This is a genomic window from Massilia sp. BAP21 (genome assembly GCF_057801335.1).
Map to the genome: position 1 here is coordinate 4,558,159 of NZ_CM173596.1, position 22,367 is coordinate 4,580,525.

General features: G+C 62.5%; 16 protein-coding genes. 5 read left to right on the forward strand and 11 right to left on the reverse strand.

The features are described from left to right. Positions 1-57: 57 nt before the first annotated feature. From epsE to epsL, 3 genes are read right to left on the reverse strand one after another with little or no spacing between them, the layout of a single operon-like run. A complete protein-coding gene (gene epsE, locus ACWYRN_RS20225) occupies positions 58-837 on the reverse strand; it encodes a polysaccharide export protein EpsE (RefSeq protein ID WP_488689461.1) in 780 nt (259 codons plus the stop codon). A gap of 30 nt (positions 838-867) precedes the next feature. After that, positions 868-1,827, reverse strand: a complete 960-nt coding sequence (locus tag ACWYRN_RS20230) for an EpsD family peptidyl-prolyl cis-trans isomerase (protein WP_488689462.1) — start codon at positions 1,825-1,827, stop codon at positions 868-870. A gap of 38 nt (positions 1,828-1,865) precedes the next feature. Further along, a complete protein-coding gene (epsL, locus tag ACWYRN_RS20235) occupies positions 1,866-3,086 on the reverse strand; it encodes an XrtB/PEP-CTERM-associated polysaccharide biosynthesis outer membrane protein EpsL (RefSeq protein WP_488689463.1) in 1,221 nt (406 codons plus the stop codon). Between epsL and ACWYRN_RS20240 the strand changes: the two genes are divergently transcribed. Next, the gene (locus ACWYRN_RS20240; RefSeq protein ID WP_488689464.1) at positions 3,085-3,222 is read left to right on the forward strand and encodes a hypothetical protein; all 138 of its coding nucleotides are present in this window, start codon (positions 3,085-3,087) and stop codon (positions 3,220-3,222) included. The genes epsL and ACWYRN_RS20240 overlap by 2 nt on opposite strands. A 63-nt stretch (positions 3,223-3,285) precedes the next feature. Here ACWYRN_RS20240 and ACWYRN_RS20245 read toward each other — a convergent pair whose 3' ends face one another. The 4 genes from ACWYRN_RS20245 to ACWYRN_RS20260 form a co-directional block, all read right to left on the reverse strand. Further along, the gene (locus ACWYRN_RS20245; RefSeq protein WP_488689465.1) at positions 3,286-4,794 is read right to left on the reverse strand and encodes an undecaprenyl-phosphate glucose phosphotransferase; all 1,509 of its coding nucleotides are present in this window, start codon (positions 4,792-4,794) and stop codon (positions 3,286-3,288) included. Positions 4,795-4,981: 187 nt separating this feature from the next. Then, positions 4,982-5,527 (reverse strand): FxDxF family PEP-CTERM protein, encoded by a 546-nt coding sequence (locus tag ACWYRN_RS20250; protein ID WP_488689466.1) that lies wholly within the window; start codon positions 5,525-5,527, stop codon positions 4,982-4,984. A 187-nt stretch (positions 5,528-5,714) separates the two neighbouring features. Next, positions 5,715-6,851, reverse strand: a complete 1,137-nt coding sequence (locus ACWYRN_RS20255; protein ID WP_488689467.1) for a nucleotidyltransferase family protein — start codon at positions 6,849-6,851, stop codon at positions 5,715-5,717. 36 nt (positions 6,852-6,887) lie between these two features. Beyond that, positions 6,888-8,063, reverse strand: coding sequence for a glycosyltransferase family 4 protein (locus ACWYRN_RS20260; RefSeq protein ID WP_488689468.1), 1,176 nt, complete (start codon positions 8,061-8,063; stop codon positions 6,888-6,890). Between the two features lie 482 nt (positions 8,064-8,545). Between ACWYRN_RS20260 and ACWYRN_RS20265 the strand changes: the two genes are divergently transcribed. Further along, on the forward strand, positions 8,546-9,757 hold the full coding sequence (locus ACWYRN_RS20265; RefSeq protein ID WP_488689469.1) for a glycosyltransferase family 4 protein: 1,212 nt from the start codon (positions 8,546-8,548) through the stop codon (positions 9,755-9,757). A 485-nt stretch (positions 9,758-10,242) separates the two neighbouring features. Here ACWYRN_RS20265 and ACWYRN_RS20270 read toward each other — a convergent pair whose 3' ends face one another. Beyond that, on the reverse strand, positions 10,243-12,663 hold the full coding sequence (locus ACWYRN_RS20270) for a penicillin-binding protein 1A (protein ID WP_488689470.1): 2,421 nt from the start codon (positions 12,661-12,663) through the stop codon (positions 10,243-10,245). A gap of 160 nt (positions 12,664-12,823) precedes the next feature. Here ACWYRN_RS20270 and ACWYRN_RS20275 point away from each other — a divergent pair, with 160 nt between their 5' ends. Continuing rightward, complete coding sequence (locus ACWYRN_RS20275; RefSeq protein ID WP_488689471.1) at positions 12,824-15,085, forward strand: OPT family oligopeptide transporter; 2,262 nt, start codon at positions 12,824-12,826, stop codon at positions 15,083-15,085. A 160-nt stretch (positions 15,086-15,245) separates the two neighbouring features. Here the strand turns inward: ACWYRN_RS20275 and ACWYRN_RS20280 are convergent, their stop codons facing one another. Continuing rightward, positions 15,246-16,169, reverse strand: coding sequence for an NAD-dependent epimerase/dehydratase family protein (locus tag ACWYRN_RS20280; RefSeq protein ID WP_488689472.1), 924 nt, complete (start codon positions 16,167-16,169; stop codon positions 15,246-15,248). A gap of 105 nt (positions 16,170-16,274) precedes the next feature. On the opposite strand from ACWYRN_RS20280, the gene ACWYRN_RS20285 reads away from it, so the two are divergent. Then, on the forward strand, positions 16,275-17,174 hold the full coding sequence (locus ACWYRN_RS20285; RefSeq protein WP_488689473.1) for a LysR substrate-binding domain-containing protein: 900 nt from the start codon (positions 16,275-16,277) through the stop codon (positions 17,172-17,174). Between the two features lie 167 nt (positions 17,175-17,341). Here the strand turns inward: ACWYRN_RS20285 and ACWYRN_RS20290 are convergent, their stop codons facing one another. Further along, positions 17,342-18,847, reverse strand: a complete 1,506-nt coding sequence (locus ACWYRN_RS20290) for a peptide MFS transporter (protein ID WP_488689474.1) — start codon at positions 18,845-18,847, stop codon at positions 17,342-17,344. A gap of 254 nt (positions 18,848-19,101) precedes the next feature. Between ACWYRN_RS20290 and ppnN the strand changes: the two genes are divergently transcribed. Beyond that, positions 19,102-20,472, forward strand: a complete 1,371-nt coding sequence (gene ppnN / locus ACWYRN_RS20295) for a nucleotide 5'-monophosphate nucleosidase PpnN (protein ID WP_488689475.1) — start codon at positions 19,102-19,104, stop codon at positions 20,470-20,472. A gap of 350 nt (positions 20,473-20,822) precedes the next feature. Here the strand turns inward: ppnN and lysS are convergent, their stop codons facing one another. Next, positions 20,823-22,367, reverse strand: coding sequence for a lysine--tRNA ligase (gene lysS / locus ACWYRN_RS20300; RefSeq protein WP_488689477.1), 1,545 nt, complete (start codon positions 22,365-22,367; stop codon positions 20,823-20,825).

Here is a 22,367-nt window from a genome sequence, read left to right on the forward strand (position 1 = left end):
TCCTCGAAGCGGTGGTGGTATGGCGGTTACCCGCAGCCGGGCGGGCCTGGCGATGGCTCAAAACAGGCTCTCCTTGACGTAGATGACGTCGTCGGGCAGCAGGATGTCGTCCTGGCGCACCGAGACTTCGTGCAGGACGCCACGCTCGTCGCGACGCTTCACCGTCATGCGCCGCTCCGTGCCGCGCTGGTTCAGGCCGCCGCCGGTAGACAGGGCCTGGACGACCGTCATGTTGCGCTCCAGGCGATACACGCCCGGCCGCTGGACCTCGCCGTAGATATAGAATTTCGGCGCGCGCTCGATGTAGACCACGTCTCCGCCGCCGAGCTGGACGTTTTGCGAGAGGTCGGCGCTGCGCATCATGTCCGGCACGTTGACTACCTCCTTCGCAGGCGAACCGTCGCGCTTGCGCACAATGACGGCCACGTCGCCGCCTTCGGGATTGATGCCGCCGGCAAGTGCGAGCACGTCCAGCAACGAGCGCCGTCCCTCCATCGGATAGCGGCCGGGGCGCATGACGTTGCCCAGCACCGACACCTGCTGGCTTTGCATCGACACGACCAGCAGGTTGACCTGCGGCCGCTTGAGGTAGCCGCCGGCGGCGAGCATGCTTGCGATTTTGCGCTCGACGGCCGGTGGCTCCAGGCCTTCGACCTGGACATCACCGATGAGCGGATAGGCCAGCTTGCCGTCCTCGGCGATACGGGTTTCGAGGGTCAGGTCGGGGCTGCCGTACACGGACACCTTGACGACGTCGCCAGCGCCGAGGGGGGCAGCCGCCGCAAGCGAGCTTGCGAAAGCGCCAGCGGCCAGGAGAGGAATGTATTTGTTCATCATGAGTGCGTTCTTGTGAGTCAAGTGGTCTGGTCAGCGCAAGCCGGAAGCGCCGGCCTCGATTGCTGCCAGGTCCGGTGCCCCGCCAGCGGCCGCAGCCTGCTTGCCGGTGCTCGCCGGCGCCGGCGCCGGCTGTCCGGTATAACTGACACTGGCGGTGCGGCGCAGGCGCGCCACTTCCTCCTGGATCGTGGCCATGCCCTTGCGCTTGCCGAGGAACTGCTGCACCTGCCGCCTTGCTTCCTCGCCTGCTACAGGATCGTCGCGGACGAAGCTGAGCGAGGCGAGCAGAGTCTGCTCGGTGTCGCGCATGACGAACACGGGCCGCCTGGTCACCTGGTCGAGGTTGGCGAGCAGTTGCGGCGGAAGTTCGGCGCTCGACCGGTATGCTTGTCCTTTGGAGAAGCCGACCTTATTGGCGCTCAAATTCGCAGCAAGTTCATCGAGAGAGCTGGCGCGGTCCACCATGGCGGCAACCTCGGCGTTCATTCCGGCTGCGGGCACGGCCAGGTAGCGCAAGTCGTAAACCTTGCGTCCGGCGAACAGTTGCGGGTGCTTGTGAAGATAATCGTCGACTTCCGATGCGGCCGGAGTGGCCTGCGCAAGACGGGTCTGCAGATAGGCCTGGGCCAGGATCTGCGAGCGGCTGCGTTCGATGGCCAGCATGATTGCCGGATCGCGGTCGAGTTTGGCCTGGACGGCCTGGGCTGCGAGCAGCTCGCGGTCGATAACGGTCTCGAGCGCGCGTTTCTGCGCATCCGCGGGAAGGACGCCGCTCTGTGTCGGCAGCGCATTGAGCTCGGCATTCACCTGATGCACCGTGATGTCGGTGCCGTTCACGGTGGCCAGGGTTTGCCCGGGCCGCGCTTCCTTGCCTTCGTCGCAGGCGGCGAGCAGCAGGCAAGCGGCTGCCGCCAGCAGCGAAAGCCATGGGCCGTGGCGTTTGCGGGGCGCGTGGCGGAGGGGCTGGGCGGGGATCGGAGCGTATGTCATGATAAGTCGTCGCCAATGAGTGGGGGCTGCCTGTTGTCCTAGAAACGATAGCGCGCCAGCGCAGTTGCGGCGCGCCGTCCGTACTCGCCAAAGCCGTTGCTGGTAAGCTTGCTCGACCTGACGAGCCCGAGCTGCATGTCGACGTGCGTGCTTGCCGCGTAGCTCAGCGATAGCTGAGCCGTCTTCAGCGTGTCCCGATAGTCGGGCAGGGCCGCGAGCCGCAGTGGCCGCGTGAAATCGCGCCGTTCGCGGCTCCAGGAACCCTCGATGCTCGTCTTGTCCGTCACTGCCCAGCGGCCGGCGAGGTTCGCGCCGCGGTTGGTCGAATACGACGTGGATGCATCGTCGAAAACGCCAGTTTCGCGCCAGATGCTGGCCGACAGGATTGTTTTGCCGGAGACCGTCATCTTTGTTGTCACGCGTCCGTTGTAGCCATCGAAATCGCGTTCCGATTCGCCCGGGTGTACGCGCTTGACCCTGCCTCCGACGAAGTCGACATTGGTCTTTCCCGATAGCTGCCAGTTCGCCTTGAGCTCGAGCTGATCCTGGCGAAAGCCAGACGCTTGACCGTCGACCAGGTTCGGAAAACGGCCGTCGCTGCGGCGCCATTGCAAGCTGATCAGGTTGCCGCTACGTGCAAGGTAATCGATGCCGATCTCGCTCCCGTTCTCCTTGCGGTTGAAGCGCCGTTGCAAGGGGAGCTCGTAGTCGACCCCGTAGCGCGAGGCGCCGACCCGCAGCCGCCAATCGGAAGCCAGACGCCAGCGCGCATTGGCGGTCGTCCTTTCGACGGTATAGGTATTGCGCTGCGGGCTGTGGAAGTTCGTGAACGGCGCCAGCGTGTACGTCCTGCTGTAACCGGCCTTGCCGTCCCAGTCGTTCCCGAGCGCCCACAGCCAGTCCGCGCTGGCGCCATAGCCTTGGTAGTCGAGTTGCGACAGGCGATCGAAACGTGTCCGGTTCGCGTCCAGCTTGGCGGCCAGGCGCTGCCGCCCCAGCGTCTTGTCGACGACGACGCCGGCGACCAGGGAGCGCGCGGTGTCGGACAGCGTCGAGCTGCCGGTCAGCGCAAGCGCTTCGGCAGGCCCGCTCAAGCCCAGCACGTTGGAATCCCAGCTGGCCGATAGGCCCGCGTAGGGACGGAGCACCCGCTGCTCGCTCTGCGCATGCGCACTCGGAGCGATGAAGGCCGGGACGATCAGCAGCACCGGAACCAGGTTCGGAAATGTCCGGCTGCGCCGGATCGGGGAGTTCGTCATGAAAGCGCTCGGCACATCAAAAACATTCCTGTCGCGCTTTTGGCTCTACATCCGGGGTGAGCGTGTGAAACCATTTATTGTTGCGTCTTTCTACGTTCAAAAACAGCGCCATCGAAATAAATATCCTCGTGATTAAGGATGGGCCTGCCTGGCCAGCCGGCCGTTTGCGAGCCGGGTGGAGAGCGCACCGGCTTTAGGGTTAATAGGCATTCGGATCGAACCATACGGCGATCGCCGTCAGCAGGATAATCTTCAGGTCGAAACCGAGCGACCAGTGCTCGATATAGTGCAGGTCGTACTCGACCCGGCGGTGCATCTTCTCGACGGTATCGGTTTCGCCGCGCAGGCCGCTGACCTGCGCCCAGCCGGTGATGCCGGGCTTGACGTTGTGCCGGGCGAAGTACTCGGAGATGATTGCGCCGTATTCGATGTTGTGCTGTACCGCGTGAGGGCGCGGGCCGACGATCGACATGTGGCCAAACAGGACATTGAACAGCTGCGGCAGTTCGTCCAGGCTCGAGCGGCGCAGGAATCTGCCCACCTTGGTAACGCGCACGTCATTGCGGGTCGCTTGCACGACCTGCGTGCTCGACGAGTCGGCAACCGTCATCGAACGGAACTTGTAGACCTCGAATACCTCGTTGTTGTAGCCGTGGCGCCGCTGCTTGAAGATGACAGGGCCCTTGCTGTCGAGCTTGATTGCAAGCGCGATCAGGAGGAGCAGGGGGCTGATCGCGAGGAGCACCGCGGCTGAGATGACGAGGTCTTCCGTACGCTTGAGGGCACCGACCTGGTCGTCGACACGTCCGTTGGCGATGGTCAGTACCGGCACGCTGCCGATGCGTTCCATGTTGATGGCCGGGAAGCGCCAGACCACGTCGCTGGGGACCAGGTCGATCCGGACCGGGACCGTGCGCAGTTTCTTGAGCAGGGTGTAAATCCGCTCCGAGGCCACCCAGTTGAGGGTAACGACGACCCGGTCCACGCGGTTGTGCCGGATGTATTGGAGCAGCGCATCGGTCGAGCCCAGCATCCGGGGACGCAGTGAACTCGGCAGGTCGCGCTGCATGCGGTCGTCGAATACACCCAGGACCATGACCCTGGTATCGCTGCCGGTGGAAAACGCATCGATGACTCTTTCTGCGCGCGCGGTAGCGCCGACGATGACGACCGTTTCGGTGAGGCGGTCGGCCCGGCTGGCGCGCTGCACGGATTGGACGGCGACAACGCGGTTGAGCACCAGCAATGCGGCAGACATCAGCACGCTCGAGGTCAGCCAGACACGCGAGTACTCGTGGAGGGTGCCCGACAGGTAGCCGCACACGAGCATGAGAGAGAGCGCGCCGGCACTTCCGACGCCCAGGGACTTGAGCATGGCGAAAAGCGAGCCCAGCTTACGCGTCTGATAGGCCTGCGCGGCGTGCAGCGACACCAGCGTCACCAGCGTGCTCAGGTAAATGAAGAGATGGTCGGCCGGGTGCATGCTGCGCTCGAAGCCGAAACGCAGCAGGTAGCCGCCGAAACCTGCCGCCAGCAGTACGGCGATGTCCGCCAGCCTGAGCATGTTCATCAGGACCGGCAGGCGATATTTGTGCAACTGGTCAGCGGATGCCCGCCGTTCGCGGACGTCCGCGTTGTTGGCCACGGATGGGGACTGCAGGAGTTCATCCTCGTCCAGGTTAACGGCCTGCTCGTAAGAGTTGTTCATTGTGCGCTAACGTTGAGATTCGTGCAGTTGGGCTCTACCCGTGATGGCGCAAACCGAGATGGCATCCCGCGGACACGGCGCATGGAAGTGCGGCATGGCACAAGGACATATCCCGGTCTGCGCCGCCCTGGTCGCCCCGGCCGTCACACTGGACGAGGGACGACGAGAGCGCCGCTTACAGCATTGATCAGGCGGCGCTAGCAGTCGGTGCCTGGCGGGGCCGGCGCCTGCGCGCCATCACGCCTGCGACGGCCAGGCCGACGCCGAGCATGCTCCATGCCTCCGGTTCCGGCACCGGCGAAACGTTTGCATTGCCGCCGTAGGAACCGCCGGACGTACCGAGGATCGTGCCTGCAACGCGCAGGTTATAGCTGCCGCTCGAAATGCTCAGGCCCTCGAGGGTCCAGACGTCCAATGTTCCGTTCGAAACGCGGACGCCCTGCAAGAGACGCGTGCTTCCGGAGTAGAGGTCGAACGAGGTGATGTCCAGATCGTAGGTTTTCCGCGTTGCGAAAGAAGTCAGCGAGGACCCGAGATCGGAATTCGATGGAATGGAAAAACTATAAATGTCCAGGAAGGACATATCCTTATAGCCAGTACCCTCGAATTTGTTGCCGAACGTATTTGTGTCCGACAAATCTAGGGTGAAATTGTTAGTGGGCAGGGTAGCTGCGCTGGCCCAAGCCGCAGCCGTACACAAAATAGCGCCTGCAAGAATGCGTGCATATTGCATTGCGGACTCCTAGTTTTTGGAAAAATGCGCCGGTATCGGCGCCCGTTTAAAGTTGCAGCCACAACATAAAAATGACGTTTTTACAACTTTAACTCTTATTGGATTATTGTTATTGGCTGGATCGTCCAGCCTTTATTTGCGGCTTCTTCATCCGCTTCCGTTCTTGCATGTCTGGCGCCCTGCCGTGTCATGCTGCTTCAAGAATGCCCGGTACGCCCACATTGGCGAGGGATCGCGCGTCTTCCCACATTGCACGCCCGCCATTCCGCTTCCGGCTTACTCCGTCGCGGCCGACTGCATGTTCGCGACACACGATCGAATCGGACAGCTCCACATCAGGCGCGATCCGGGTGTAGTTGAAGACCACCGTACGCACAACGCGTGCCCCAGCGCCAATGTGGCAACCCGGGCCGATCCAGCACGGCCCGATGATGTACGCGCCCGCGTCGATACGGGTTCCGGCACCGATATAAACCGGCCCCTCGATGATGGTCTCCGTCCAGTCGATATGCGTGTTCAGGCCGGCATGCACGCCCGGCGCCAGCTGGCGTCCAGGGAGTGGCAGGTTCTCGACTTCACCGGCGATTAGCGCTTGCATGGCCGACCAGTAATCGGCAGCGGTCCCGATATCGATCCAGCTGAACTGGCGGCATTGTGCGTACAAGGGCAGGCCGCGTTGCACCATGAGCGGCAGCAGCTGGGAGCCGATGTCGAACTCCGCACTGGCGGGGATCAGGTCCATCACCGCCGGCTCGAAAATATAGATCCCGGTCGATGCCTGGTGCGAGTGCGTCAATTCGCGTGGCGGACTTTCCTGGAAGGCGGTGACACGGCCGCTGTCGTCGGTCGTGACGACGCCATAACGGGAGACCTTGTCAGACGCGACTTCCTTGGTAATGACGGTTGCAAGTGCGCTGCGGGCGCGGTGCTCCGCAACCGCCGCGGTGATGTCGAGGTCGATCAGCGCATCGCCGCACAGCACAACCGTGGTGCCGGCGAAAAAACCGCTGAAATCGTGAATCTTGCGCATGCCTCCGGCCGAACCCATGGGTTCGGGTACGGTTTCGCCGGAGCTTGTCGCATAGCCTTCAAATGAATAGCCGATCTCGAGTCCGTAGTGCTGGCCATTTCCGAAATATGCTTCCATTTTTTCATGCAGGTGCGCCACGTTCACCATAATCTGGGTCACGCCATGGCGGGCCAGATGCTCGACCAGGTAGGCCATCACAGGCTTTCCCAGCAAGGGAATCATTGGCTTGGGCAAGACGTCGGTCAGGGGCTCTACGCGCATTCCCCTCCCAGCGGCCAGGATCATTGCTTTCATATCGTTCGTTCTGATGTAGCCAGTGCCAGGCCGGGGTTAATCGGATGCCCGGGCGGCGGGCCCAGGAGGGGTGTCGCGCTGCGTTTGCAGCGAAGGATTCACCATTCGTTCGTAGACTTTCAAGGTTTCGCGCGCGATTTCGCTCCAGCGATAGGTAGTGGCGACGTGCTGCCGGATCGCTTTGGCTGCCGAGACGTCGTGTGCTGTGGCGCTTTTCTCGCTTAAGCGCGCTGCCAGCTGCTCGACATTGCCCACGGGATAAAAGGTGATTCCAGGGCTGCGCACTTCCAGGTTCGCGGGGATGTCGCTCGCGATGACCTGTAAGCCGTAACTGAGCGCCTCGAGCAGGGCAATCGGCAAACCCTCGTGCGACGAAGGCAGCACGAACAGGCCGGCATGGGCATACAGTTCGCGCAACGCCTGGCCGGACTGAAAGCCCGTGCAAACGACGTTGGCCGTGTTTGCGGCGGCCTCGAGTACGGTCCTGGTGTAGTTGTCCGGATGATCCGATGCGCCGACAATGGCCAGCTTCCAACCGGCAAGCGTCGCCCTGTCGAAAGCCTGAATCAGGTCGAGATGGCGCTTTTCCGGCACGAGGCGGCTTACCAGCAGGACGTACTTGCCGGGGGTGAGCCCGAATGCGTTCAGTCCGGAGCTGGTCGAGGTGGCCGGGGGGAGAGACACGCCGTTCGGAATCAGATAGCTGGCGCGCCGGTACTTGTCATGCACCAGCGAGCGGATCACGTTCGAAATGACGATGCGCTGGTTTGCGAAGGACATGCCGAGCCGCTCTCCGAGACGCAGCATCGTCCTGGCCGCGTAGCCCCATTTTTGACGCTCGTAATCCGGGCCGTGGTGAGTGACGACGACGCGCAGGCCGAGAAGGCGTGCAACGGGCGTCATCAAGGCCGGGCCGATAGCGTGGATGTGCAGGATGTCCGGACGCTTCACAGCCGCATAAACCACGCCGAAGAAGGAATGGACGATCGCTTCCAGGCTTTTCTTTTTGGGCGCCCACAGTCGTGTGAATCGCATCCCCTTCCAGGTATCCGGGTTTTCGGGCGGCTGGTAATTCGCACGCACGAGCACTTCGACATGGCAGCCCGTCTTCGAAAGTTCCGTGTACAGGTGTTCGGCATGGGTCTCGACGCCGCCCTGTACGCCAGGAAAGCCGCGCAGTCCGAGAACCATTACCGAGATGTCGTTTCGCATACAGTGCTCGCTACAGAGGTGGTGTATAGATTGCAACGAAAAACATTGTTTCGACAACATTGATGACTCTTAGATAACTGATTCTAGATTAAATTTGTGCGCTGTCAATATGCTTTGGGTATCAATCTGAAAATACAACAAGTAATAAAAATTTATTACAACGGTCGCTTCGTGTAGGATAATTCTGATAAGTATTCGTCGCATGCTCCGATACCAGGTCTGGCTTGGCAAAATTTTGATTGGTAAAAATCATGTAGGCTCAAATTTTTGGCCTATGTATTGTATTTTGTACAATTACGTTATCTTTGATGTCTTACGGGCATCTTTTTTGTGCTTGTAACCAAGTGGTCTGCTTCAAGGACATGCTGGGATAATTGCCTTATGTCAACATCAGGACAAGCCGGTCGTTGAAGTATTGCGTCCGACGTGCTCTAGCTGAGCTCAACGACTATTTCGCCTCACGGTTCGCTGATTGATTTGCCATGCATAGTTCTGTCGATGCCCCTACCGTTGTTCTCTTCCAATACCGGATGTTTCATTACCGGAGAGAGTTTGTTGATCGTCTGCGGGACAAGCTGCTGGCGGCGGGCGTGAAGCTCGAGCTGGTGTACGGTCAGGCGTTTGGTGATGAGCGCCTCAAGAAGGATGAGGCTGACGTAAGTTGGGGCCATAAGGTGCGCAACTTCTATTTCCCCATCAAGGAAAAGAAGGACCTATGCTGGCAGCCACTGCCCGCTGCAGTGAAGCACCCGGACCTGGTGATCGTCATGCAGGAAAATCGGCTGCTTTCGAATTACCACTGGATTCTGCAGAGTAAGCTCGGGCGCACACGTGTGGCGTTCTGGGGGCACGGAAGAGATTTCCAGAGCCGTGCCAAGGGCGGCTGGCGCGAGCGCTGGAAAGCAGCGATGATTGGGGCGGTCGACTGGTGGTTCGCATACACCGCAATGACGGTTGGTGTGCTTGCAGAGGCCGGTTTTCCCACCGATCGCACCACGCTGCTCAACAATTCCATCGACACCGAGGGTTTCCGGCATGACGCCAAAAGCGTTCCTGCGGCACGTCTTGACGAGTTGCGGCTGGCGCTGGATATAGATCCCGGGGCGCCTGTCGGATTATTTTGCGGCTCGCTTTATCCTGACAAAAAGCCGGAATTCATGATTGCGGTAGCAGATCTTATCCATCGGCGTTGTCCGCAATTTCGTTTCATCGTAATCGGAGATGGCCAGAGTGCTTCGATCATGCGTGATGCTGCCGCTACCCGTCCCTGGATGCATTGTGTCGGGGCGAAACACGGCGTCGACAAGGCCGCCTTATTCAAGCTGGCGTCGTTCGTTATCAATCCCGGCTCGGTGGGATTACACGTGCTTGACGCATTCGCGCTATCGCTGCCGATGCTGACGACAAAAACAGCCTTGCACGGCCCCGAAATTGCGTATCTTGAGCACGGCAAGACCGGCTTCATCGTCGAGGAGAATGTGCAGGTCTTCGCCGACCATGCGCTGGAACTGATCCAGAACCCGGCCAGCGCGGCGCTTATTCGAGCAAACTGCCACGAAGCCAGTCTCGAATACACAGTCGAGAAGATGGCGGCGCGCTTTGCCGATGGCATTGTTCGATGCTTGCGCGAGGTTCCGAAAAGTCGAAACGCCGGCCTTCAGTTCTGGTGCGCGGATACAGACTCGGCCGTCTGAACTTCCTGCTGCGGTGCTCTGGCGGCGTGCATCCAGTGCCGTTAGAGCGTGACGACTCTACCGACGAGCAGCCTGGCTGGAAACAGACACAGCGCTAAGTCTGTTTCCGCACCTGCCGGCAGCCACGCATCGTGCTCCTGGACGAGGCGACATGCGCCTTTAAAGCCGGCCACGAAGCCTCGCTGTACGCGCGCCTGAGCGCCAGCGGGCGACCCGGATCAGCATCGCGCACTGGGCGGCGCTACTGAAGCATTACACGCACGTATTGCATTCGAAGGGGGAGGGAAACGTGGGAGGTGCTGGAGGGCGCAGGATTACCGGCTCATGGGCCGGCCGGTGAGGCGCAGCATCGAGTTACGCGCCGCTGCGAGCCGGTTCGTTGCGGCGATGGCAGCCTAAACCCCGCCGCATGGTAATCATTGTTCACGCGTGGGCTCCGAGCCCACGCGGTAGACCGGTGGAGTTGGCGCGGCGTTGAACCGGACCTACTGCCCCGGCACGAAGACGGGTGGCGGCGGTGGCGCCGTCGGTATGCCATCCGCACGCGGATGCGTTTCGCCTTCCTCGTCGTCGGTGAGATAAGGCGGCTCCGGCGTCGCCGCTGGCGTCAGCTCGACATCAATTCCGCGGTATTGCGGCATCTCGGCAAACTCCGCATAGACCCAGTCGTCGTTCTCGCGCACCACGCCTTCCGGCTGCTCGCGTGCCAGCTCCGGCTTCCTCGCCAGCGCCACCTGCATGTAGTCGAGCCAGATCGGCAGGGCCAGCGTGGCGCCGAACTCGCGTCCGCCCAGCGAGCGCGGTTCGTCGTAGCCCATCCAGGCCACCGCGACGATGTTGCCACCGTAGCCGGCGAACCAGCCGTCGATGGCGTCGCTGGTGGTGCCGGTCTTGCCGGCGATGTCCGCTCGCCCGAGGCGTTTGGTGGCGGCGGCGCCGGTGCCGTAGCGGGTGACGTCGCGCAGCATGCTGTCGGTGATCCAGGCGTTGCGGACGTCGAGCACGCGTGCGGCTTCCTGGCGCGGGGCGGCCGGTTTGGTTTCCTGGATCACCGTGCCGTCGCCGTCGACGATCTTCGCGATCAAATACGGTTTGACCGCGAAGCCGCCGTTCGCGAACACGGCGTAGGCGCCGGCCATCTGCAGCGGCGTCACGGCGCCGGTGCCGAGCGCCAGCGTCAGGTTCTTCGGATGGCGCGCCAGGTCGAAGCCGAAGCGGCCGAGGAAGTCGTGGGTGTAGGGCACTTCGAGCGCGCGCAACAGGCGCACGGTCGGCACGTTCTTCGAGTGCGCCAGCGAGTAGCGCATCGTGATCGGGCCGTCGAACACGTTGTCGTCGTTCTGCGGCGACCAGGTGGCGCCGGCATTCTCGCCCGGCATGTCGAGCGCTTCGTCGAGGATCAGGGTACCCGGCGAATAACCCTTCTGCACCGCGGCCGAATACACGAAAGGCTTGATCGCGGAACCCGGCTGGCGCCAGGCCTGGGTCACGTGGTTGAACTTCTGCAGGTTGTAGTCGAAGCCGCCGACCAGGGCCTGGTAGGCGCCGCTGTCGGCGTCGATGGCGACGAACGCCGCCGCCACCTGCGGCACCTGGCTGATGGCCCAGTCCTTTCCATTCTTACTGTCCTTGCCCATGCGGCTGATGCGGACCACGGCGCCCGGCGCCAGGCGCACGGCCTCCCTGGCCTTGTCGGACAGCGCATTCGCGGCGAACTTCAGGCCGGCGCCGGTGATGTCGACCGTGTCGCCGTCGATCGTCTCCACCTTCACGCGCTTGCTGGAGGCCTCCAGCACCACGGCCGGTTCCAGCCCATCGCTTGACGGGCGCTTCTGCAGCGCATCGACGATCGCGTCTTCGCGTTCCTCGGCATCCGCCGGCAGGTCGATGCGCGCTTCCGGACCGCGGTAGCCGTGGCGCGCATCGTAGGCCAGCACGTTGCGGCGCACCGATTCGTAGGCCGACTTCTGGTCGGCTTCGCGGATGGTGGTGGTGACGCGGATGCCGCGCGTATAGGCTTCTTCCTTGAACTGGGCATACACGGCCTGGCGCGCCAGTTCGGCGACGTACTCGGCATGGGCGCCGAATTCCTGCGGACGCGAATGCACGCGCATCGGTTCCTTCAGGGCCTTTGCATATTGGGCGTCGTCGATCTGCTGCAAATCGTGCAGGCGGCGCAGCACCTGTTCCTGGCGCTGTTTGGCGCGCTTCGGATTCACGGCGGGATTGTTGCGGGCCGGGTTTTGCGGCAGGCCGGCCAGCATCGCGGTTTCGGCGACGCTCAGTTTATCGAGGTCCTTGCCGAAGTAGGCGCGCGCGGCGCTGGCAAAGCCGTAGGAACGCTGGCCCAGGTAGATCTGGTTCATGTACAGCTCGAGGATCTGGTCCTTGGTCAGCGCATCCTCGATCTTGTAGGCGAGGGCGATCTCGTTGATCTTCCGGGACAGCTTCTTTTCTTTCGAGAGGAAGAAGTTGCGCGCCACCTGCATGGTGATGGTGGAGGCGCCGCCGGAACCGAAGCCGCTGCGCAGGTTCGAGCCGACTGCGCGCGCCGCGCCCATCCAGTCGATACCGCCGTGCTCGTAGAAGCGCGCGTCCTCGATGGCGAGTACCGCGTTCTTCATCATCGGCGGAATGTTCGCGATCGGCACGAAGTCGCGGTGTTCTTCGCCGAACTCGCCGATCAGGACATTGTCGGCGGTGTAGATGCGCAGCGGGATCTTCGGCTTGTAGTCAAGGACGGCGTCGATAGGCGGCACCTTCGGCAAGATCGCGGTGAATACATACAGCAGCACGCCGACGATGAAGACGACGATGGCGGCCAGGACGAAGAAGATGAAGCCGCGTTCGCGGCTCCTCGGCTTGAAGGAACTGCGAGGCCGCAGGGGCCGGTGGGATGTGGTCAAAACGGTTCTCGCTTGCTGTGACTTTTGCTATTGAGCGCAAGGTGGATGCGGTCTCGGTCGGCGCATTATAATCCGCTTTCTTTCGCCTCAAGCATGTGCGATAGTCTCGCCTCCAGGCCTGCGCCAGACTGGCCGGAACATCCAGAACACAAGGAACACGATGCCCTACGATCCCGCTCCTCCCGCCGTGAAGCCCTATATCCCGGCCACGGCGCAACTGCCTGAAATGACCATCCGCGCCCTCGTCATGGGCGTGGTACTGGGCATGGTCTTCGGCGCCTCCTCGCTGTACCTGGTATTAAAGGTAGGCTTGACCGTCAGCGCTTCGATCCCGGTGGCGGTGATCGCCATCACCCTGTTCGGCATGTTCAAGAAGATGGGCGGGCGCGAGTCGACCATCCTCGAGAACAGCATCACGCAAACCGCCGGTTCGGCCGGCGAATCGCTGGCCTTCGGCCTCGGCGTGACCATGCCGGCGATTATGATCCTCGGCTTCGACCTCGAGATCTCGCGCGTGATGCTGGTCGGGATTTTGGGTGGCCTGCTCGGCATCCTGATGATGATCCCGATGCGCCGCACCATGATCGTCGACGCCCACCGCGAACTGAAGTACCCGGAAGGCACGGCCTGCGCCGAAGTGCTGAAGGCCGCCGCCACCGACACCTCGCGCGAAGCGGCCGGCGAAGTGCGCGTCGAAGGTTCCGACGCCGCACGTGACGCCAAGCGCCGCGCCGCCATCATCTTCGGCGGCTTCGGCCTGGGCCTTCTGTACAAGGTGGCGAACGTGTCGCTGAAGGGCTGGAAGGACGTCGCCAACTTCGAGTTCGGCGCGCCGCTGAAGGCCGGTTCGGCCGGCGCCGAGCTGTCGCCGGAACTGGTGGGCGTGGGCTACATCATCGGCCCGCGCATCGCGTTCACGATGGCGGCCGGCGGCGTGCTGTCTTACCTGATGCTGATCCCGATGATCAAGTTCTTCGGTGAGCTGCTGACGGTGCCGTTGTCGCCGGCGACCATGCTCATCAAGGACATGTCGCCCGACGATATCCGCGACGCCTACGTGCTCTACATCGGCGCCGGCGCCGTGGCGGCCGGCGGCCTGATTTCGCTGGTGCGCTCGCTGCCGTCGATCTGGAATGGCCTGAAGGGCGGCCTCGCCGGCATGGGCAAGGGCAAAGCCAGCACGCCGGACGCCGGCCTGCGCACCGACCAGGACATTCCGTTCAAATGGGTGGCGATCGGCTGCCTGGCGATCATCGCCATCATCACCTTTGCCACGCCGCTGCACATGAATCTGCTCGGTGCGCTGCTGATCCTGGTGTTCGGCTTCCTGTTCGCCACCGTGTCCTCGCGCCTGACCGGCGAAGTCGGTTCCTCGTCGAACCCGATTTCCGGCATGGCCGTGGCCACGCTGCTGTTCACCTGCCTGATCTTCCTGCTGATGGGCTGGACCGGCGGGCGTTATTACGTAACCGCGCTGTCGGTCGGCGCCATCGTCTGCATCGCCGCCAGCAACGCCGGCACCACCTCGCAGGACTTGAAGACCGGCTTCCTGGTCGGCTCGACGCCGCGCCTGCAGCAGTATGCGATCCTGTGCGGCGCCTTTGCCTCGGCGCTGATCCTGGGGCCGATCCTGCTGAAGCTGAACGATGCCGGCACCGTGTACGTGCCGGCGGCCCAGGTGGCGCCCGGTGTGACGGTCGATGCGTCCAAGCTGACCGAGACCGCGCAGCTGCAAGGCCCGCAGGCAGAAAGCGACAGCAAGACCTATAAAGTCTGGCGCAAGACGGATACCGTCGGCGGCCCGGAAGGCAAGTACCTGGTGGCCGACGACGGCAAGCTGGCGTATCTGGTCGACCCGGGCATCAATGGCCACTACCACCAGCGTCCGGACGGCACCGAAGTGAAGAAGTACGATGCGCCGAAGGCGGTGCTGATGTCCTACATCATCAAGGGCATCCTCGACCAGCAGCTGCCGTGGACGCTGGTGCTGTTCGGCGTGATGATCTCGGTGGTGCTGGAACTGGCCGGCATCCAGGCGCTGGCCTTCTCGGTGGGCGTGTATTTGCCGCTGGTGTCGACGCTGCCGATCGCCGTCGGTGGCGCGGTGCGATGGGTGGCGGACCGCCGCAACAACAAGCTGCCGCAGTACGCCAAGCTCAATGACGAGGAACGCCAGGCCGCGGGCGACCGCAGTTCGGGTACCTTGCTGGCCTCGGGCTACATCGCCGGCGGCGCGCTGGCCGGTATCGTGATTGCGATCACGGCGGGCGTGATGACCAACTTCGACAGCATGATGGCGAAGTGGGCGGAAGGCTCGAATCCGTTCTTTGCGGGCGTGAATGCGGACTTGCTGTCGCTGATACCGTATGCGGCGATCGTGCTGCTGCTGTACTGGGTGGCGCGCGAGAAGGCGCAAAGGTAAACGGAACGGGCGCCAATGGCGCCCGTTTTTCATTGGTGGTCGATGCGCCGCGTGGTCATTGAAGGTGAGACCGCGTGGGCACGAGTGCCCACCCTACGTATCGCCGTTGTAGGGTGGGCACTTGTGCCCACGCGGTCTCATCGCATGCGTTTACGCGCCTTCAAACAAACGCCAGATCGTGCGCGCGAATCACATCATCCAGCCACGCATCCGTATGGCTGAACCGGTACCCCAGCTCCAGCGCACGCGACGTATCCAGCACCATCGGCGTGCTGAAGTCAAAAGGCGACAACACGCCCGGCGCCGTCGCCTCGTCCACGCGCGTAAACCGTGCCGATGCATCCAGCGCCTTTGCCACCCGCCCGAACAACCCATGCGCCGACAGCGGCCCGCCCGACGCCGCATTCACCGGCCCGGTAAAGCTCTGTCCACCCACCCAGTCCAGGAAGGCCGCCGCCTCCTGCGTGCCCAGGAACGACACCGCCGCTCCCGCGTTCGCATACGGCAGCGCCGCACCGGCGCGCAGCAGGTCGACGTAATACGCCAGCCTCCCCGTGAATTCCTCGGGCCCGCCGAGCACGTGGGCCAGGCGCGCCGTTACCAGCGGCAGCGAGCCGTCGCGGTAGAGGTAAGCCTCGGCCTGCACCTTGCCGGCCACGTAGCTTTCCACGGCCCGCCTCGGATCGTGCCAGGGATAGCCGGTGTCGATGGCCTGGGCCAGCACGGGCAGCTCGTGCTCGGCGAGCTGCGACCCGCGCGGCTGGATGCCGCGGTACACGTCGATCGTCGAGGTCATCACATAACGCCCGACCTTGCCCGCAAGGCTGCGCACGGCGATCGCCGCGTCCAGCGGGCTGTAGCACATCTGGTCGAAGACAATGTCGTAGCGCTTGCCCGCAAAGGCGCTGCGCATCGCGGCTTCGCTGCGGCGGTCGACGCGGATGCGCTCGATGCGGTTCCCGAAGGGGTCCGGCGCATAGCCGCGGGTGGCGACCGTCACGCGGTGGCCGGCGCGCAGCAGGCGCTGCACCAGCAGCTTACCGAAATAGCGGGTCCCGCCGATCACCAATACTTCCTTCTGCATGGCTTCTCCTTGACGAATCGGATATATTTTGTGCTCATCAGCAAAAACCGGCAAACAAGAAAAATCGGGCACTATGAACAAGAAAAATTTAATCTGGGCGGCGTCATGAAGCCGCTGCGCAGCCTGTCGGGACTCATCGATTTCGAGTGCGCGGCGCGCTGGGGCAGCTTCAAGCTGGCCGCGCGCGAGCTGCACAAGACGCCTGCCGCGGTCAGTTTGCAGGTCAAGCAGCTGGAGGAAACGGTCGGCTTTCCGCTGTTCGTGCGCCACCCGCGCCATATCTCGCTCACTGCCAAGGGCGAGGAGCTGGCGATTGCCATCGGCCGCATGCTGGGCGACCTGCGCGCCAAGGTCGGCGCCCTGCAGCGCGGCGACGAGGAATCGGTGCTGCGCATCTCGACCACGCATTCGTTTGCCATCAAGTGGCTGGTGCCGCGCATGCACCGCTTCACCAAGCTGTATCCCGAACTCGACATGCGCATCGACTCCAACGATGCGCCGGTGGACCTGGAAGCCGACACCACCGACGTCGCCATCCGCTACGGGCAGGTGCGCGACGGCGACCCGGCGCTGCTGTTCCGCGAGCGCCTGGTGCCGGTCTACAGCCCGGAATTGCTGAAGGAGGGCGAGCCCGAGCTAACCCTGGCCGACCTGGCGCGCCAGCCGCTCCTGTGCGAAAAGTCGCCCGAGTCCTGGCTGCAGCTGCTGAATGAAAATCGCGCCCTGAAAGGCAAGTACGATTTCTCGCGCGGCTACAGCCACTGGGGCGTGCTGGTGCAGGCGGCGGTGGCCGGGCAGGGCGTGGCCCTGGTGCCCTACGGGATCGCCTGCCAGGACATCGCCTCCGGCGCGCTGCGCCAGATCCCATGCCGCAGCGCGCCTTTCGACATGGGCTACCGCTTCCTGGCGAATCCGCACAAGGAAAGCATGCGTAAGGTGCAGCGCTTCCGCGACTGGATGGTGGGCGAGATGGAGGCGATGCGGCGCGAATTCGATGGCTTGTAGGGTGGACGGGTTCCCCGTCCACGCGTCGATAGCTTGCAGCAAGATCATCCGGTATGCCATCGGAACCGATAACGATTGACGCGTGGACGGCAGAGCCGTCCACCCTACGCAAGCAAAAAAAACGGCAGCCCGCAGGCTGCCGTTTTTCGTTGAAGCTCGAAGAGCGCTTACTTCACGCCGTGCATCAGCTTCTGGATCAGCGGTGCGATCAGGAACAGCAGCACGCCGCCGCCCACCAGCGACCAGAAGCCGAAGGTGTAGCCGTCGAGTGCCGAGGCGATCGACATGCCCGATTCACCCGAGACGTGCGAGGCGAAGATGCCCGACAGGTTGTTGCCGATACCGGTCGACAGGAACCAGCCGCCCATGCCCAGGCCGACCAGGCGCACCGGGGCCAGCTTGGTGACCATCGACAGGCCGATCGGCGACAGGCACAGCTCACCGATCGACTGGATCACGTAGACCATGAACAGGGTCCAGAACGGAATCTTGTTGTCGGCGTCGACCAGCACGGACAGCGCGTACATCAGCAGGCCGAAGGCGAGGCCGTTGAAGATCAGGCCGAGGCCGAACTTGCGTGGGATCGACGGGTTGGCGTTGCGCTTGCCGAGCATGACCCAGATGGCGGCGATGATCGGTGCGCAGGCGATGATGGCGACCGAGTTCACGCTCTGGAACCAGGCAACAGGGAAGATCCAGCCGTTCAGGTCGCGGTCGACGATTTTATCGGCCAGGAAGGTGAACGAGCTGCCCGCCTGTTCGAAGAACATCCAGAACAGGATGTTGAAGGCGAAGATGATCATCATGGCGATGGTCTTGTCGCGCGCGACCTTGCCGTTGCGGATACCTTCGACCATCAGCATCAGCGCCAGGACGATGAACAGCACGGTCAGGATCACCTGCAGGGTGCCGGCGCCGAGTTTCAGCAGGAAGTACACGCCCGGGATGACGATGATGCTGCCGACGACGACCGCGATCGAACGGCCGAAGCCCTGCGCGTTGGCGTCGGGGGCGCCGATGCCGGCCAGGGTCTTGCGGCCGATGTAGAACCACACGAGGCTGATCAGCATGCCGATGCCGGAGACGAAGAACACGACCTTGTAGGCCGGGGTGTCCGGGTTGCCGAACTGCTGGGCCAGTGCCTGGGTCAGGATCGGTGCGATGAAGGCGCCGGTGTTGATACCCATGTAGAAGATGGTGAAGCCCGAATCGCGGCGGGTGTCGTCCAACGCATAGAGTTTACCGACCATGGTCGAGATGTTCGGCTTGAACATGCCGTTGCCGACGATGATGGTGGCGAGACCGAGCTTGAACACGTCTTCGTTCGGTACCGTGATCATGAACAGGCCGGCCGCCATGAAGACGGCGCCGATCAGGATCGAACGCTGGTAGCCGATGACGCGGTCGGCGATCAGGCCGCCGAAGACGGCGCCGGCATACACCAGCGCGAGGTAGGAACCGTAGGTCAGATTGGCGCTCGCCTGGCCGACGGCGCTGCCCTCATAGAATTGGGCGACGATGTAGAGCACCAGGGCCCAACGGATGCCGTAGAAAGCGAAGCGTTCCCAGAATTCGGTCATGAACAGCATCCACAGCGGTGCTGGGTGGCCCATGATTTGTTTGAACTCTGGAATCGCGACCTTGTCGGCGGGTGTAGCAGCTGCACCGCTCATGCGGTTCCTCCCGAAATAGTTTTTAAAAAGCTCTCGTGTCGGAAGGCCTTGACGATCCAGCCTTCCAATCCGCTCGCATTTTAGTGGAAATTGCAGAGCACAAGAAAATTATTTGCCATTGTGGTAAACACGCGCGTGCATGGTGCAGCGCCGCACAAACAGGGCGCACGAGGACAGGCATCCTGTACGCCTTTGTCGTATATTGGTGAAACAGCATTCGCTGTCATAAGAGTCCAGGAAAAAGGAAGACCAGCATGAACTATGAAGTCGTCGATACCCTGATTTCTCCGGAAGGCCGGCTGGAAGTGTTGTCCAAGGCCGAAGTGGCCAAGCTGCTCGACACCAGCCAGGGTGGCCTGTATTCCGTGTTCCGCAAATGCGCGCTCGCGGTCCTGAACTGCGGCAGTTCCATCGACGATGGCAAGGAACTGCTGGAGCGCTACAGCAGCTTCGATATCAGCATCATCCAGCGCGAGCGCGGCATCAAGCTCGATATCCGCGGCGCGCCGGCCATCGCTTTTGTTGACGGCAAGATGATCAAGGGGATTCACGAACACCTGTTTGCCGTGCTGCGCGATATCGTGTTCGTGAATTTCGAAGTCACCGACAACCCGCGTTTCAATTTGTCGAAACCGGAAGGCATCACCGATGCCGTGTTCCACATCCTGCGCAACGCCAACGTGCTGCAGCCGCAGCGCAATCCTAATTTGGTGGTGTGCTGGGGCGGGCACTCGATCAACCGCGTCGAATACAACTATTCGAAAGAAGTGGGGTATGCGCTCGGTTTGCGCGAACTCGATATCTGCACCGGCTGCGGCCCGGGCGCCATGAAAGGCCCGATGAAGGGCGCGAATATCGGCCACGCCAAGCAGCGCTTGCAGAACGGGCGCTATCTCGGCATTTCGGAGCCGGGCATCATTGCGGCGGAATCGCCGAATCCGATCGTGAACGATTTGATCATCATGCCGGATATCGAGAAGCGCCTGGAAGCGTTTGTCCGCGTGGGTCACGGGATTTGCGTGTTCCCGGGCGGCGCCGGCACGGCCGAAGAGATTCTCTATATCCTCGGCATCCTGCTGCATCCGGATAACGCCGAGATGCCGTTCCCGCTCATTTTCACCGGCCCGGCCACGGCGCGCGAATACTTCGAGCAGATCGACGGTTTCATCGCGCAGACCCTGGGCGACAAGGCACGCGCGCGCTACAAGATCATCATCGACGATCCGGATGCTGTCGCACGCGAGATGGCGGCGGGGATCAAGCAAGTGCGTGAATTCCGCAAGGCGCGCAGCGATGCCTACTATTTCAATTGGCTGCTGAAGATCGACCAGGAATTCCAGCGTCCGTTCAAGCCGACCCACGAGAACATGCGCAACCTGTCGCTGCACAAGAACCAGGAAACGCACTTGCTGGCGGCGAACCTGCGCCGCGCGTTCTCGGGCGTGGTGGCGGGGAATGTGAAGGAAGAGGGGATTCGCGAGATCGAAAAGCACGGCAAGTACGAGATCCATGGCGACCCGGAAATCATGGGGCCGATGGATGCGCTGCTGGCGTCGTTCGTGGAGCAGAGCCGGATGAAATTGCCGGGCAAGGCGTATGTGCCTTGCTACACCATCGTCCAGTAAGCCAAGGGGGAGGTGGACGGCGGGGCCGTTCATGTCGCCGTGCTGTAGTCCGAGGCCGTGGCATCCGTAGGGTGGGCACCCCGTGCCCACGCGGAACGATATGCCGTGTTGCCGCCGTTTGATGCGCGATTATCACCAGGTGGCAGCGCATCCAAAAGCGGCATGTTGGCACCATCGTAGTCGCAAGCGTTCCGGAGCGAATCCTCGCGGCAGCGGAATCCGGACGCGCACGTAACTGCGTGGGCACGGAGTGCCCACCGTACGGTTGCGGCTAACAATGTGGTTGAAGCCAACAATGAAAAGGGGGCGCCGCCAGGCGCCCCCAATCACTTCATCGAGTTAACAGACGATCAGTCTTCCTTGCGCAAATGCGGGAACAACAGCACGTCGCGGATGTTCGGCGAATCCGTCAGGATCATGATCAAGCGGTCGATGCCGATGCCGCAGCCGCCGGCCGGCGGCATGCCGTATTCCAGCGCGCGGATGTAGTCGGCGTCGTAGTACATCGCCTCGTCGTCGCCGGCTTCCTTGGCTTCCACCTGCGACAGGAAGCGTGCGGCCTGGTCTTCCGGATCGTTCAGCTCGGAGAAGCCGTTAGCGATTTCGCGCCCCACCATGAACAGCTCGAAACGCTCGGTGATGCCGGCACGGGTGTCCGATGCACGGGCCAGCGGCGACACTTCGACCGGGTAGTCGATGATGTACGTCGGCTCCCACAGCTGCGCTTCGGCGGTTTCTTCGAACAGCGCCAATTGCAGCGCGCCCAGGCCGGCGGTGGCGAAGGGCTTGACGCCGAACTTCTTCAGTTCCTGCTTGATGAATTCCGCGTCTTCCAGCTGCTCGGCGGTGTACTCCGGCGCATACTTGTTGATGGCCTGGACGATGGTCAGGCGCTGGAAGGGCTTCGACAAATCCAGCTCGCGGCCGCCGTAGGACAGCACGGCCGTGCCTTGCGCGTCGATCGCGGCCTGGCGGATCACGGCTTCGGTGAAGTCCATCAGCCAGGTGTAGTCGGTGTAGGCCGCGTAGAACTCCATCATCGTGAACTCGGGGTTGTGACGGATCGACACGCCCTCGTTACGGAAGTTGCGGTTCACTTCGAACACGCGGTCGAAACCGCCAACCACCAGGCGCTTCAGGTACAGCTCGGGCGCGATACGCAGGAACATCTGCATGTCGAGCGCGTTGTGGTGGGTGATGAAAGGCTTGGCCGCGGCGCCGCCCGGGATCGGGTGCAGCATCGGGGTTTCGACTTCCATGAAGCCGTTCTTTTCCATGAAGCGGCGCATCGACGACAGCGCGGCGGTACGCGCCTTGAAGGTGCGGCGCGTCTCTTCGTTCATGATCAAATCGACGTAGCGCTGGCGGTACTTGGTTTCCTGGTCGGCCAGGCCGTGGAACTTATCAGGCAGCGGGCGCAGGGACTTGGTCACCAGACGCAGGTTCGTGACCTTGATGGTCAGCTCGTCGACCTTGGTCTTGAACAGGGTACCTTCGACGCCCAGGATATCGCCCAGGTCGTAGGTGCGGAAGGCTTCCATCGCGGCTTCGCCGGTGGCGTCCAGGGTCACGTAGATCTGGATGCGGCCGTCGGCGCGCGCGCCGGATGCGTCCTGCAAGGTGGCGAAGGCGGCCTTCTTGCCGGCTTCGCGCTTGAGCATCATGCGGCCGGCCAGCACTACGGGAATCGCTTTTTCTTCCAGCTCTTCGCGGCTCAAGCTGCCGTACTGCTCGTGCAGGTCGGCGGCTTTATGTTGCGGCTTGAAGTCGTTCGGGAAGGCGACGCCTTTTTCGCGGATCGCGGACAGCTTCACGCGGCGCTCGGCCATGATCTTGTTTTCGTCGGCCGCCGGCGTTGCCTGCGTCGTCGCGTTTTCTTGGTTTTCGGTGGTCAT